The 13,097-nt window shown below is 61.5% G+C and carries 13 protein-coding genes; 8 read left to right on the top strand and 5 right to left on the bottom strand.

The window, feature by feature from the left end:
- The first annotated feature begins 109 nt into the window (after positions 1 to 109).
- The gene (locus WA157_RS18235; RefSeq protein WP_422622324.1) at positions 110 to 703 is read left to right on the top strand and encodes a glutamate racemase; all 594 of its coding nucleotides are present in this window, start codon (positions 110 to 112) and stop codon (positions 701 to 703) included.
- 21 nt (positions 704 to 724) lie between these two features.
- Here WA157_RS18235 and msrA read toward each other — a convergent pair whose 3' ends face one another.
- The gene (gene msrA, locus WA157_RS18230; RefSeq protein WP_422622323.1) at positions 725 to 1,267 is read right to left on the bottom strand and encodes a peptide-methionine (S)-S-oxide reductase MsrA; all 543 of its coding nucleotides are present in this window, start codon (positions 1,265 to 1,267) and stop codon (positions 725 to 727) included.
- A gap of 162 nt (positions 1,268 to 1,429) precedes the next feature.
- On the opposite strand from msrA, the gene WA157_RS18225 reads away from it, so the two are divergent.
- The 6 genes from WA157_RS18225 to WA157_RS18200 all read left to right on the top strand — a co-directional run bounded on the left by WA157_RS18225 (position 1,430) and on the right by WA157_RS18200 (position 8,980).
- Complete coding sequence (locus WA157_RS18225) at positions 1,430 to 2,131, top strand: TetR/AcrR family transcriptional regulator (RefSeq protein WP_422622322.1); 702 nt, start codon at positions 1,430 to 1,432, stop codon at positions 2,129 to 2,131.
- Positions 2,128 to 3,276 (top strand): efflux RND transporter periplasmic adaptor subunit, encoded by a 1,149-nt coding sequence (locus WA157_RS18220; protein WP_422622321.1) that lies wholly within the window; start codon positions 2,128 to 2,130, stop codon positions 3,274 to 3,276. Before WA157_RS18225 ends, WA157_RS18220 begins: the two co-directional genes overlap by 4 nt.
- A gap of 3 nt (positions 3,277 to 3,279) precedes the next feature.
- Positions 3,280 to 6,525: an efflux RND transporter permease subunit gene (locus WA157_RS18215; RefSeq protein ID WP_422622320.1), complete on the top strand. Its 3,246-nt coding sequence runs from the start codon at positions 3,280 to 3,282 to the stop codon at positions 6,523 to 6,525.
- A 50-nt stretch (positions 6,526 to 6,575) separates the two neighbouring features.
- Complete coding sequence (locus tag WA157_RS18210; protein WP_422622319.1) at positions 6,576 to 7,229, top strand: protein-L-isoaspartate O-methyltransferase family protein; 654 nt, start codon at positions 6,576 to 6,578, stop codon at positions 7,227 to 7,229.
- A gap of 12 nt (positions 7,230 to 7,241) precedes the next feature.
- The gene (locus WA157_RS18205) at positions 7,242 to 7,583 is read left to right on the top strand and encodes a rhodanese-like domain-containing protein (RefSeq protein ID WP_422622318.1); all 342 of its coding nucleotides are present in this window, start codon (positions 7,242 to 7,244) and stop codon (positions 7,581 to 7,583) included.
- A 68-nt stretch (positions 7,584 to 7,651) separates the two neighbouring features.
- Complete coding sequence (locus WA157_RS18200) at positions 7,652 to 8,980, top strand: TolC family outer membrane protein (protein WP_422622317.1); 1,329 nt, start codon at positions 7,652 to 7,654, stop codon at positions 8,978 to 8,980.
- A 26-nt stretch (positions 8,981 to 9,006) separates the two neighbouring features.
- On the opposite strand, the gene WA157_RS18195 is transcribed toward WA157_RS18200, so the two are convergent.
- Entirely contained in the window at positions 9,007 to 9,501 is a 495-nt protein-coding gene (locus WA157_RS18195; protein ID WP_422622316.1) for a hypothetical protein, read from the bottom strand.
- Positions 9,502 to 9,584: 83 nt separating this feature from the next.
- Entirely contained in the window at positions 9,585 to 10,772 is a 1,188-nt protein-coding gene (locus WA157_RS18190; protein ID WP_422622315.1) for a PLP-dependent aminotransferase family protein, read from the bottom strand.
- A 130-nt stretch (positions 10,773 to 10,902) separates the two neighbouring features.
- Here WA157_RS18190 and nth point away from each other — a divergent pair, with 130 nt between their 5' ends.
- A complete protein-coding gene (gene nth / locus WA157_RS18185; protein ID WP_422622314.1) occupies positions 10,903 to 11,544 on the top strand; it encodes an endonuclease III in 642 nt (213 codons plus the stop codon).
- A gap of 1 nt (position 11,545) precedes the next feature.
- Here nth and cobC read toward each other — a convergent pair whose 3' ends face one another.
- The gene (gene cobC / locus WA157_RS18180) at positions 11,546 to 12,103 is read right to left on the bottom strand and encodes an alpha-ribazole phosphatase (RefSeq protein ID WP_422622313.1); all 558 of its coding nucleotides are present in this window, start codon (positions 12,101 to 12,103) and stop codon (positions 11,546 to 11,548) included.
- 16 nt (positions 12,104 to 12,119) lie between these two features.
- On the bottom strand, positions 12,120 to 12,962 hold the full coding sequence (locus WA157_RS18175; RefSeq protein WP_422622312.1) for an adenosylcobinamide-GDP ribazoletransferase: 843 nt from the start codon (positions 12,960 to 12,962) through the stop codon (positions 12,120 to 12,122).
- Between the last annotated feature and the right edge of the window lie 135 nt (positions 12,963 to 13,097).

Genomic DNA, 13,097 nt, shown 5'->3' with positions numbered 1-13,097 from the left:
AAAGTCAGGGAGAAATTACCAAGATCGCAGGCCAGCGCCAGTCACACCAAAAGACTGATAATTTAGCCGTCCTGCCTGGGGGAATTTGACTGGCCAAAGGTGGGGGAATTTGAAGTGGCCATCAGGGAACACCGCGACGGCGGCTGCTATTTCCACGCTGCGCCAGGCGCATCCCCTGCTCCCCATCATTGGTCTTGAGCCGGCCCTCAAACCAGCGCTGGCGCTCAGCAAGACCCGACGCATCGGCGTCATGGCGACACGCGGCACGCTGGGCAGCGCCAAATTTGGCACCCTGGTGGCATCGCTGGCTGGCCAGGCGGAGTTCATGTGCCAACCCTGCGACGGTCTGGCAGACGCCATAGAGCGACAAGACACTACAAAAACAATAGCGCTATGTGCTTATTACACGGGGGCTATAGGCCAATTTGGCATAAATGAAGGGGAAATTGACACGCTGGTGCTGGGCTGCACCCATTACCCGTTTGCCAGCGACACCCTGCGGCACTTGCTGGGGTCAAGCGTGCAACTGATCGATACCGGTGAGGCGGTGGCGCGCCAGACCCGGCGCCTGCTGCCCAGCCCGTCCAGCGCTGACACGCCCGGCGCGTGCCGGCTGCTCAGCACCGGTGACACCAGCACCTTGCGCCATGCCGCCCACCACTGGCTGGGTCTGGACGAGCAGGTGACTTCGGTGTCGATCTGAGCACCCAACCATGCTCCCCGTTCAGTCTGCCACCAAGCGCGCAAAAGTCTTGCGGAACTTGGCCACTTTGGGCGCGGCCACGGCCAGGCAGTAGCCTTGGTGCGGGTTCTTGGCAAAAAAATCCTGGTGGTATTCCTCGGCCGGCCAGTAGTTCGCGAGCGGAAGAACTTCGGTCACGATGGGCTGCTGGTAAACGCCGCTTTGCCTCATCTCGGCGATCAGGTCCTTCGCCACCTGCGCCTGTTCTAGCGTCAAAAAATAGATGCCGCTGCGGTACTGCGTGCCACTGTCGTTGCCCTGACGGTTGGGCGTCGTGGGGTCATGGATGACGAAAAAGATTTCCAGAATCTCGCGCAGGCTGATCTGGGCCGGGTCAAACACCAGCTTGACGACCTCGGCGTGGCCGGTGTCGCCGCTGCACACCTGCTCGTAGTCGGGCTGCACGACGTGGCCGTTGCTGTAACCGCTCTCGACGTCCGTGACGCCTTTGACATGGACGTAAACAGATTCGAGACACCAAAAACAACCACCGCCCAAAGTGATGGTTTGCAGGGGCTTTGACATGGCCTATCTCCTCATTTGTTTGGAACTGGCGTCACCTGGAACATATTACCCGGCAGCCGAAATTGATGCCACGAACAGAGCCGTAACCGCCCCGAAGCAAGCCCACCCATTGACACTCGGCGACGCAATGATTACATTAATAACCAACTAGTCATTAACTTCATGCCCGTCAAAAACTTCGATTCTGATGCCCAATCCTGTGTACACGCCAAGCACGAGCGGCGCAAGGACGCGCGCCCGGGCGAATTACTGGCTGCTGCGCTGGAATTATTTGTAGAAAAGGGCTTTGCTGCGACCCGGGTTGAAGAAGTGGCCAAACTGGCGGGCGTCTCCAAAGGCACGCTGTTTATTTACTTCACCAGCAAGGAAGAGTTGTTCAAAGCCGTGGTGCGGGAAAACATTTCGGGCCGCTTCGAAGAGTGGAATGCCGAGTTCGAGAATTTTCAGGGCAGCTCGGCCGACATGCTGCGTTATTGCCTCACCGCCTGGTGGGAACATATCGGGTCAACCAAGGCATCGGGCATCACAAAGCTGATGATGAGCGAGGCGCGCAACTTTCCGGAACTGGCGACGTTCTACGAGCACGAGGTCATTCAACCAGGCAACGCGCTGATTGGCCGCGTGTTGCAGCGCGGCGTCGACCGCGGCGAGTTCCGCGCCATCGACATGAAATACGGGGTCTATATTGTGTTGGCCCCGATGTTGTTTCTGGCCATGTGGAAACATTCGCTTGGCGCTTGCTGCGATGCGGGCGCCCAGTTGGTTCCCGAAGACTACATTGCGCTGCAGGCTGAAACCATTCTCAATGGTCTGAGCATTCGCCCGACCCCTCCTCCCTTGTCACAGGAAAATCTCGCACCATGAAATCATGGTTGAAGTGGGCGCTGCTCGCCCTGGTCGTGGCCTTGCTGGCCAGCGGCGTGTGGCGCGCCTTGTCGGCGCGCAAGGCGCAACAGCAAGCCGTAGCGAAACTGGCAACACAAAACACCCAGGCCGTGGTGGAGTTGGGCGCGGCCGATGTGGTGCAGGTGACAACGCGTGAACTGGCAACGGGAGTTGTCATCTCGGGCGCGCTCAAGGCGGTGAACAGCGCCATGGTCAAGGCGCGGGTCGCAGGTGAACTGCAGGGCTTGACGGTGCGCGAAGGCGATGCCGTCAAGGCCGGGCAAATCATCGCCCGCGTCGACGCCACCGAATACAGTGCGCGCGTGCAGCAGGCCCAGCAACAGGCGCAGGCCGCCAAGGCCCAGGTCGACATCGCGCGGCGCAACTTCGACAACAACCGCTCGCTGGTGCAGCAAGGCTTTATATCCAAGACTGCGGCCGACTCGTCCACGGCCAGTCTCGCGGCGGCCGAGGCCACCTACCAGGCAGCCCAGGCGGGCGCTGACGTCGCCCGCAAATCACTGCAAGATACTGTGTTGCGCGCACCCATTGCCGGACTGATTTCCCAGCGTCTGGCGCAGCCCGGTGAGCGCGTCGGCGTCGAGGCGCGGATTGTTGAAATCGTTGACCTGCGCCAGCTTGAGCTGGAAGCCAGCCTGAGCGCCAGCGAATCCGTGGCCGTCAGGGTGGGCCAAAGCGCGGTGCTCCAGATCGAAGGCGTCAGCCAACCGGTCACGGCCAAGGTGATCAGGATCAACCCCAGCACCCTGGCCGGTAGCCGGGCGGTGCTGGTCTACCTGAGCGTGGACGCCGCGCCCGGCTTGCGTCAGGGCCTGTTTGCCCAGGGAACCCTGGTCACCGATCACGTGCAGGCGCTGGCCGTGCCCTTGAGCGCCGTGCGCACCGACCAACCCGAACCCTATGTACAACTGCTCAGCGGCAATCAAGTGCTGCACCAGACGGTTGAGATGGGGGCGCGCGGTGAGCTGGACGGACAAGCCCTGGTGGCACTCAAAGGGCTGGCAGAAAATGCCAGCGTTCTCGCCGGCACCGTCGGCACGCTGCGCGCAGGTACCGTCGTGAAGTTCACCAGCCCTGCCACGCCAGCATCAGGCGGGCAATAAACCATGTGGTTCACCCGCGTCAGCCTCCACAACCCCGTCTTTGCCACCATGGCCATGCTGGCCATTGTGGTGCTGGGCCTGTTTTCGTACCAGCGCCTGCAGGTCGACCAATTCCCGAACGTGGATTTTCCGGTGGTCGTGGTCACCACCGATTACCCTGGTGCTTCGCCCGAAATTGTCGAGAGCGAAGTGACCAAGAAAATCGAAGAGGGTGTCAATTCGATTGCCGGCATCAACGCCCTGACCTCGCGCAGCTATGCCGGTCAATCGATTGTCATTATCGAGTTCCAATTGCACATCGTTGGGCGCAAGGCCGCTGACGATGTGCGCGAAAAAGTGGCCCTGATCCGCCCCACCCTGCGCACCGAAGTCAAGGAGCCCCGGGTGTTGCGTTTCGATCCCGCCAGTCGTGCCGTGTGGTCGGTCGCCGTCTTGCCTGATGCCGCCCCCACGCAAGCCAATGCGGGCGCACCCGCAGCAGCCGCCAAGCCGCTGTCCGACGTCGAGTTGACCAACTGGGCCGACCAGACCTTGAGAAAACGGCTGGAAAACGTGCGCGGCGTGGGTTCGGTGACAGTGGTCGGCGGCACCAAGCGCGAAATCAATGTTTACCTCAACCCGCAGGCGCTGGAGGCATTTGGCGTCACGCCCGACCAGGTGGTGGCGGCCGTGCGCAATGACAACCAGGATCTGCCGGTCGGTGCGATCCAGTCGCGCGAGCAGGAGCGCATGGTCCAGATTGAAGCGCGCATGCAGCGCCCCGAAGACTTTGGCAAGATCATCGTCACGCGCAAGAACGGCGCGCCGATCCGTGTGGACCAGCTCGCCCAAGTGGTCGACGGCGCCCAGGAAACCGAGAGCCTGGCGCTGTACAACGGCCAGCGCACGCTCTTGCTCAGCGTGCAGAAATCGCAGGACGAAAACACCATTGCGGTGATTGACGGTCTGTTCAAGATGCTCGATGAAATGAAGACGCAACTTCCCGCCGGCGTGCGGCTGGAATCCGTCACCGATGGCTCCCGGCAAATCCGCGTGGCCGTGCAAAACGTGCGCCGCACCCTGATCGAGGGGGCCTTGCTCACCATCCTGATCGTGTTCCTGTTCCTCAATTCCTGGCGCTCCACGGTCATTACCGGCCTGACGCTGCCGATTGCGCTGATCGGCACTTTCTTGTTCATGAACCTGTTTGGCTTCACCATCAACATGATCACGCTGATGGCCTTGAGCCTTTGCGTGGGCCTGCTGATTGACGACGCCATTGTGGTGCGCGAGAACATCGTGCGCCACGTCCAGATGGGCAAGAAGCCGTATCAGGCGGCGATGGACGGCACGCAGGAAATTGGCATGGCCGTCATGGCGACGACGATGTCGATCGTGGCGGTGTTCCTGCCGATCGGCTTCATGGGCGGCATCATCGGCAAGTTCTTTCATGAGTTCGGCATCACCATCGTGGCCGCTGTGCTGATCTCGATGTTTGTCAGCTTCACGCTCGACCCGATGTTGTCATCGGTCTGGCACGACCCCAGCATCGAGGCCCACCGCAACCACGGCCTCAATGCCGATGGCACGCCGCGCCAACCGGTCACCCTGTACGGCAAGACCATTGGCCGCGTCACCGGCTGGTTTGATCAGGCGACCGAATGGCTGATTGACGCCTACCAGGGCATCCTGCGCTGGTCTTTGGTGCACAAGCTCAAGACCCTGGCGTTGGCCTTGGTCATCTTCGTCACCAGTATTTTCATGGTGCCGCTGCTGGGCACGGAATTTGTGCCAGCGGCTGATTTCTCCGAGACTTCAATCAATTTCTACACGCCGGTGGGTTCATCGCTTGAAGTCACAGAAGCCAGGGCCAAACAGGTTGAAGCCATTGTGCGCGGCTACCCGGAGGTCCGCTACACCCTGGCCACCATCAACACCGCCAACGCCGTCGGCAAAACCAATGCCAGCGTCTACGTGCGCCTGGTGGACCGAAAGGATCGAACGCGCAATGTCAATGAAGTGTCGGCGCTGCTGCGCGAGCGCCTGAAGCAGGTGCCCGGCATCACGGTCACGCACGCCGGCCTGCTCGAACCGGTGGGCGGGCAAAAGCAGGTGGAGTTTTCGCTGCAGGGGCCGGATCAGGCCGAGCTCGAACGTATTGCACAGCTGGTGATGGACAAAATCCGGGCGGTCCCCGGCCTGGTGGATCTGGACTCCAGTGTCAAGCCCAACAAGCCGACCCTGGACGTCGAGGTCAAGCGCGACGTGGCGTCTGACCTGGGCTTGAGTCTGGCCCAGATTGGCGGCGCGCTGCGCACCCTGGTCGCCGGCCAGACGGTCGGCAACTGGCGCGCGCCCGATGACCAGACCTACGACGTCAATGTGCGTCTGGCGCCGCAGGCGCGCAATCAAGCCGATGACCTGCAGCGCCTGCCGTTCATGGTGGGTGCCAACGCGGACGGCAGCCCGCGCATCGTGCGCCTGAATCAAGTGGCCAACGTGAAGGAATCAACCGGCTCCAACCAGATCAACCGGCGTGACATGACGCGTGAAGTGGCCATCAATGGCAACGTCCATCAGCGCGCGTCGGGGGAAGTGTCCACCGACATCAAGAGCGCCTTGGAGAGCATCCATTTCCCGCCCGGCTACCGCTACCAGTTTGGCGGCTCCACCAAAAACATGGCCGAATCATTTGGCTATGCGATCTCGGCGCTGGTGCTGGCCATCGTTTTCATCTACATGATTCTGGCCAGCCAGTTCAAGAGCTTTTTCCAGCCGCTGGCGCTGATGACCGCCCTGCCCCTGACCCTGATCGGCGTGGTGTTGGCGCTGTTGGTCTTCCGCTCGACGCTGTCGATGTTCTCGGTAATTGGCGTCGTGATGCTGATGGGGCTGGTGACCAAGAACGCTATTCTTTTGGTCGACTTTGCCATTCGCGCCCGCATATCAGGCATCGACGCGGACGGAGGTCGCATTGAGCCCCTGGAGCGCAATGCGGCGCTGTTGCTGGCAGCCAAAGTGCGCTTGCGCCCGATTCTGATGACCACGCTGGCGATGATTTTCGGCATGCTGCCACTGGCCCTGGCGCTGACCGAAGGCTCCGAACAGCGCGCCCCGATGGGCCAAGCCGTTATTGGCGGCGTGATCACATCGTCCCTGCTCACTTTGGTGGTGGTGCCGGTGGTGTATTGCTACATGGATGATCTGGCGCAATGGTTGCGGCGCCGCTGGGGCGCGGATAACGGCTCCGGCGAAGTCGGCGCCGGGTAAAATTTTGCAGAATCTGTTAACATCCTTCACATACCCCCAGGAGTACCCGAATGAATTTGGAACAAGCCCGCTTCAACATGATCGAACAGCAAATCCGTCCTTGGAATGTTTTGGACGCCAATGTTTTGGAGTTGCTCTCGGTGGTCAAGCGTGAAGATTTTGTGCCCCTGGCGCACAAGGCACTGGCGTTTATGGACATGGAAATTCCTTTGGGGCAAGGTCAGGTGATGCTGGCACCCCGCGTTGAAGCCCGGATGCTGCAGGACGCCGCCGTGCAAAAACATGAAAAAGTGCTGGAAATCGGCACGGGCTCGGGCTACATGGCAGCCCTGCTGGCGCACCGCGCGCAGCGCGTGATCTCGCTCGAAATCAACCCGGAGCTGGCCCAGATGGCGCGCAGCAACCTGCAAAAAGCCGGCATTCACAACGTCGAAGTGCGCCAGTTTGATGGCGCCAAAGGTGTCTCGGCGGACGGCCCGTTTGACGTCATCGTGCTCAGCGGCTCGGTGGCCGAAGTACCGCAAGCCCTGCTCGCGCAACTCAAGGTCGGTGGTCGATTGGTTGGCATTGTGGGCGAAGAGCCCACCATGCGCCTCAATATCGTGACCCGCCTCAGCGATGCCGAGTTCAAGACCAGCACCCCCTGGGACACCGTGGCGCCTCGCCTGCTCAATTTCCCCGAGCCTTCTCATTTCCACTTTTAAAACTCTGCCCGCATGATTGATCAGGTACGTCCTTCTGAATTGGCTGCATGGTTAGACACAGTCCGTGGCCACGGCACGCCCGTGGTGCTGGATGTGCGCGAGCCCTCTGAGTTGCGCACCGCCAGCATCCGGGCCGACGGTTTTGAGCTCATCACCATCCCCATGGGCGTGATTCCGCCGCGCCTGTCCGAGCTTGACCCCGAGCAACCCATTGCCTGCCTGTGTCATCACGGCGCGCGCAGCATGCAGGTGGCGGCTTTTCTGAAGGCGCACGGCTTCAAGCATGTGGCCAACATCGCCGGTGGCATCAACGCCTGGTCGGCTGAAGTCGACCCCAGTATTCCCAGATATTGAGCGCCAGGGGGACAGACACCGCCCTCTGCCAGCACTGTTTTTGCAAGCACATTTACTCAAGGCCCTTTATGAAAACGTTTCGTCTACTGCCCCTGTTTGTGGCGATTGGCGCTAGCTTGGCGCTGCCGGTGCAGGCCCAGAGCCTGGTCGATTTGTACCAATCGGCGCGGGACTATGACGCGACTTACCAATCGGCCAAGTCTCAGTTTGATGCCACGCTGGCGCGGGCCGACCAGGCCAAGGCCCTGCTTTTGCCCACCGTTGGCCTTTCGCTCGGTGCGTCGGCGACCAATTTGGACAGCACGTTGCCACCCTCGCAGCAGCCCACTTCCAACTACAACACCCAGAGCGCGACCGTCAGCGCTTCACAGCCGCTGTACCGTCCAGCCAACCGGGCGAGTTACGAGCAGGGAATGAAGCAGGTCGATCTGGCCCAGGCGCAACTCGCTGCGGCCGACCAGGACCTGATCGTGCGCGTCAGCCAGGCTTACTTTGACGTCCTGGCGGCCATGGACAGTCTGACCTTCGTCAAAGCCCAGAAAGCCGCCGTGGGCGAGCAACTGGCATCGGCCCAGCGCAACTTCGAAGTCGGCACCGCCACCATCACCGACACCCGCGAAGCACAAGCCCGCTTTGACCTGGGCACAGCGCAGGAAATCGCGGCCGAAAACGATCTACGGGTCAAGAAGCTTGCGCTCGACCAGTTGGTCGGCAAGGTTGACACCCAACCCCAGCCCTTGGCGCAGCCGCTGACCCTGCCGACCCTGGTGCCCAGCGACGTCAACGCCTGGGTGGCGCAATCTGAGAGCAACCACCCAGGCATCAGGCAGACCCAGGTCGCGCTGGATGTGGCGCAGCTGGAAACCCAAAAAGCGCAGGCCGGCCATAAGCCAACACTTGATTTGACGGCGGGTTACAGCATCACGCAAAACAATGGCACCGCCAGCACCTCGATGGACTACCGCACCAATGCCGCCACCGTCGGCCTGGCGTTCAATCTGCCCTTGTTCGCCGGTTTCGCCATCCAGAATCGGATCCGGGAAACGCTGGCATTGGAAGACAAGGCGCGTAGCGACCTGGAGGCCACCAAACGCGCGGTCGACCAAGGCACGCGCACCGCCTTCTTCGGTGTGCAGTCGGGTCAAGGCCAGGTCAAGGCGCTCGAAGCCGCCGAGGCTTCCAGCCAGAGCGCGCTCGACGCCAACAAGCTGGGTTACCAGGTGGGCGTGCGCATCAACATCGACGTGCTCAACTCGCAAAGCCAGTTGTACGACACCAAGGCCAAGCTGGCCAAGGCGCGCTACGACGTGCTCGTGGGCGGCTTGAGGTTGCGCCAGGCCAGCGGCACGCTCCAGGCTGAGGACTTGAATAGCGTCAACGCGCTACTGGCCAAGTAACAGCCGGCAGCCACCCCAGGCGCAGGCTACAGCAGCAGCGCGCCAAAATGGCGCGCAAACACTTGCGCGGTTTCGGCACTGAGTCTCTGGCCGACAAATATCTCCACACCCCGCAGCATTTTGCGCAGCTCGAACGGGCTCTCGCACCGATCGATGGCCGCGCAAATGGGCTCCCCGGCAGAGCCGAGCTTATCCTGCACAAAGTCTGAGGCCAGCTGGCGCACTTTGATGAATTCTTGCGGGCTGGTGGCCGGACGGGGCGCTTCGTCCATTTCGGCAGCGGTAAAGCCGGGGGTGGCCGGCTCCTGCAAGCCGGCGCTGATCGCCGTCGATTCGATCAATCCTTCATGCAAGAGGTGATCGAGTACCGCATCCAGTTCTCCGACCCGCACGAAAGCCCCCAGTGCATTGACAGTTCTCTGGCCGTCCACCAGGATCAGCACGCGCCGCTGCAATGCACTCAAGTTGCGGCTGCGTCCCGCCATCTCGGCCCGGCCCGCATCGGTCTTGCTGAATGCCATTCCTTTATTCACTTTTTGATAGCTGCTTAGTCAGACTGCATGGGGGCTACAGGCTGATTTATCATAAATTTTAATCAATTCAATTACAGCGCCTGCGCCAGCCGACCGATGCCCTCTTCAATTTTTGCCACATCAGCCGTGGCAAAGCTCAGGCGCAGCGTGCTCAGATCGGGGTCATGCGCAAAAAACGGCGCACCGGGCACAAAGGCCACGCCTTGGTCAATGGCGCGCTTGGCAAAGTCGGGGGCATGGCTGCCCTTGCCGTTCGCCCCGGTCAGTCTGGCCCAGAAGAACATGCCGCCCCGCGGCCGGTTGAATGCAACCGCATCACCCAGCTCCCGGCGCAGCGATTCGGCCATGACCCGCGCGCGCGTGGCGTAGGTTCTGCGCACCACGGCCAGCGCGGCGTCCAGGCGATTCAGGGTCAGGTAATGGGCGCAAATGGCTTGCGTGAGGTTGCTTGTATGGGCATCGCTGAACTGCTTGCACATGGTGGCGTTGGCCAATAGCGCAGGCGGCGCAACCAGCCAGCCCACGCGCAAACCGGGACTCAATATCTTGCTGAAACTGCCGCAATGCGCCAGCCAGTCGCGGCTGCCCGGCACGCCGTCGCTCAGCGCCATCAGACTCGGTGGCGGCGCTTGGTCAAAGTACAGCTCGCCATAGGGGTCGTCTTCCACCACCAGCGTTTGCGTGCGGGCCGCAATTTCAAGAATGCGCTGGCGCCGTGCCAGACTGAGCGTGGCGCCGCTCGGGTTGCCAAAGGTGGGAATCAGGTAGACCAGCTTCGGTTTGTGTTCTTCGATCAGCGCCTCCAGCTTGTCCACATCCACGCCGTCGGCATCGATCGGTGCGCCGATGACGTGGGCGCCATAGAGCCGAAAACACTGGATGGTGGCCAAAAAAGTGGGCGCCTCCACAATCACCTTGTCGCCCGGCGAGATCATGGTTTTGCCGATCAGGTCCAGCGCCTGCTGGCTGCCGGTGGTGACGATCAACCCTTCTGGCCTGACGCTGCAGCCCTTGCCCGCCATGAAAGTGCTGATGCCTTCACGCAAGGGCTGATAGCCCTCCGTGGCGCCGTATTGCAGCACCGGCCCGGGGTTGTGTGTGAGCACGGCCTGCGCCGCTTGCGCAATACCTTCTGCATCAAACAGCGCCGGATCCGGAAAACCGCCGGCAAAGCTGATGATGCCGGGTTTGCCCAGCAGTTTGAAGAGCTCACGAATGGCGGAGGTTTCAACATTTTTCAGACGATCGGCAAATTGCATGGAATTCCAGCTTTCAGGAGAGTTGAATTGGGGGTAAATTGTGACCGATCGCGTGCAAGCTCCCCCATCTCCCAAAAAGCCCCCCTGTCCAGCCCCGATTCATTTTTCACACCCAAATTATTGTTGACCCATGACACCTGCCGCCATCGAATCCTTTTTTGCCACCCTGAAAGCGGCCAACCCCCATCCGCAGACCGAGCTGGCGTACGCCAGCGTGTTTGAGCTGCTGGTCGCCGTGCTGCTGTCAGCCCAGGCCACGGATGTCAGCGTCAACAAAGTCACGCGCCGCCTTTTTCTGGTGGCCAACACGCCGCAGAAGATGCTGGACCTGGGCCTGCAAGGGCTGGAGGAGCACATCAAGACCATTGGCCTGTACCACGCCAAGGCCCGCCACCTGATGCAAACTTGCCGGATGCTGGTGGAGCAATACGGCGGCGCGGTGCCGCGCACGCTGGAGGCGCTGCAGACCCTGCCGGGCGTGGGGCGCAAGACAGCCAACGTCATCTTGAACGTCGCGTTCGGCGAGCCCACCATGGCGGTGGACACCCATCTCTTTCGCGTCGCCAACCGCACCGGTCTGGCGCCGGGCAAAACGCCGTATGAGGTGGAGATGAAGCTGCTCAAACGCATTCCAGCCGAGTACCTGGTCGACGCGCACCACTGGCTGATTCTGCACGGGCGCTATATGTGCCAGGCGCGCAAGCCGCTGTGTTGGCAGTGCGCCGTGAGCGCCTATTGCGACTTCAAGGCCAAGACGCCGCGACCCGGCTGAATCAGGTCTGCTCAATAAGCTGAAGTTCACGCCAGCCGCCAAAGGCCGGTGCCTCGCGCGGCCACTGGTCAGCCTGCGCCACCTGGCGCACACCCTGCGCCAGCAGGGCGGCGGCACGAATCACCCCGGCGTGGGTGATCCACACCGTATCCAGGGGCAGGCGCTGTGTCTCGTCCCAAGCGCGGGTCACGCGCTGCATGAAGTCGGACACACTCTCCCTGCCGCCAAATCGATGGCCACCAAAGTCCGCAGTCCAGCGCTCGAAGTCGGCTTGCGGGACGCTGTCCCAGCGCTGGCCCTCCCAACAGCCAAAGTCCATCTCCATCAGGCGCGCATCGGTTTTATAGGTCAAATCAGGCCGCAGCCCCCGTAAACACTGCGCAAGTAGCTCACATCTTTGTAGCGTAGATGACATCACCTGAACCCGCTGCGGCAGTAGCGCGGCCAAGGCGGCGGCGGCCTGCTGCGTCGCCTGCTCGTCGGCGGCCACATCGGTGGCACCGTAACAAACCCCCGATGGGATCAGGGGTTGCGCATGACGTACCAGCCACAGCTTCATGCCCGCATCTCCTTGATCAAAGTCCCACCGCCAGCGCGAGGTAAAAAGCCAACTCGCACACCTGCTGCGTGGCCCCCAGGCAGTCGCCGGTGAAACCCTGGAGCCGATGCCAGAACCAGCCCGCCATCACCGCCCAGGCCACGAAGGATGCGACCACGGCGCTCAGCAGCGCCTGCAGCAAACCGGCATCCGTCAAATCAGTCACTACAAATTCAGTAGCTGATTGTGTATAGATGACGAGGGCTAGCGCCATAAAACACCATATAAAACCAGTCAGCAACGCAGCCACGCTGATCTGATCGGCCAGCGGCTTCGACTTGGAACCCGCCGCGTCGCCCACATGCGGCAGCAGCCGAATGGTGAGCAGCGGCCAGGTGCGCGACAGCACATGCGCGACAAACAGCGCGGCCACCATCAGCGGCGCACTGACAGCCCCCAGCAGCGCCAGCAACGCCACTTTGCACAGCAGCGCCAGCATCACGGCAATGGCGCCAAAAGCACCCACGCGTGAGTCTTTCATGATGATTAGCGCCCGGTCGCGCTCGGCACTGCCGCCCAGGCCGTCAAACACATCGGCCAGGCCATCTTCATGAAACGCACCGGTGAGCAGCACACCCAATGCCGTACCCAGCGCCGCCGCCACCAGCGGTGTCGAGCCTGTGGCTGGCAGAACGAAAAGCAGCAACGCCGTGAACGCCGCCACCAGAGCCCCCACCAGCACGCCCACGCCGGGGAAGTGCCCGGCACTGGCACGCAGCATGGCCGGACTAAAACCCACCCAGTCCGCCAAGCGCCCGGTGACCGGGATGCGGGTAAAAAACTGCAGGCTCAACAGGTAGTGACGGATGAACTGGCTCATGGGGTAATCGCAGTCAGGCAAAAGAGTTGCATTATTGGTAAGTCAAATTGCGCCCGGGCGTTTAAATCAAGAACGTGAGGGGTGTGGGTAGGGCGGATGTCGAGGCCGATTTCAAAAAGCGAAGCGTATGAGGCC

Origin of the sequence: Rhodoferax ferrireducens (assembly GCF_049302455.1) — a bacterium.
GTDB lineage: Bacteria > Pseudomonadota > Gammaproteobacteria > Burkholderiales > Burkholderiaceae_C > Rhodoferax > Rhodoferax ferrireducens_B.
This window is presented reverse-complemented; position numbering and strand designations above follow the sequence as displayed.

Excerpts from the sequence above, each read along its gene's own strand:
- msrA (WP_422622323.1), bottom strand. The coding sequence starts at position 1,267 with ATGTCAAAGCCCCTGCAAACCATCACTTTGGGCGGTGGTTGTTTTTGG.
- WA157_RS18225 (WP_422622322.1), top strand. The coding sequence starts at position 1,430 with ATGCCCGTCAAAAACTTCGATTCTGATGCCCAATCCTGTGTACACGCC.
- WA157_RS18220 (WP_422622321.1), top strand. The coding sequence starts at position 2,128 with ATGAAATCATGGTTGAAGTGGGCGCTGCTCGCCCTGGTCGTGGCCTTG.
- WA157_RS18215 (WP_422622320.1), top strand. The coding sequence starts at position 3,280 with ATGTGGTTCACCCGCGTCAGCCTCCACAACCCCGTCTTTGCCACCATG.
- WA157_RS18210 (WP_422622319.1), top strand. The coding sequence starts at position 6,576 with ATGAATTTGGAACAAGCCCGCTTCAACATGATCGAACAGCAAATCCGT.
- WA157_RS18205 (WP_422622318.1), top strand. The coding sequence starts at position 7,242 with ATGATTGATCAGGTACGTCCTTCTGAATTGGCTGCATGGTTAGACACA.
- WA157_RS18200 (WP_422622317.1), top strand. The coding sequence starts at position 7,652 with ATGAAAACGTTTCGTCTACTGCCCCTGTTTGTGGCGATTGGCGCTAGC.
- WA157_RS18195 (WP_422622316.1), bottom strand. The coding sequence starts at position 9,501 with ATGGCATTCAGCAAGACCGATGCGGGCCGGGCCGAGATGGCGGGACGC.
- WA157_RS18190 (WP_422622315.1), bottom strand. The coding sequence starts at position 10,772 with ATGCAATTTGCCGATCGTCTGAAAAATGTTGAAACCTCCGCCATTCGT.
- nth (WP_422622314.1), top strand. The coding sequence starts at position 10,903 with ATGACACCTGCCGCCATCGAATCCTTTTTTGCCACCCTGAAAGCGGCC.
- cobC (WP_422622313.1), bottom strand. The coding sequence starts at position 12,103 with ATGAAGCTGTGGCTGGTACGTCATGCGCAACCCCTGATCCCATCGGGG.
- WA157_RS18175 (WP_422622312.1), bottom strand. The coding sequence starts at position 12,962 with ATGAGCCAGTTCATCCGTCACTACCTGTTGAGCCTGCAGTTTTTTACC.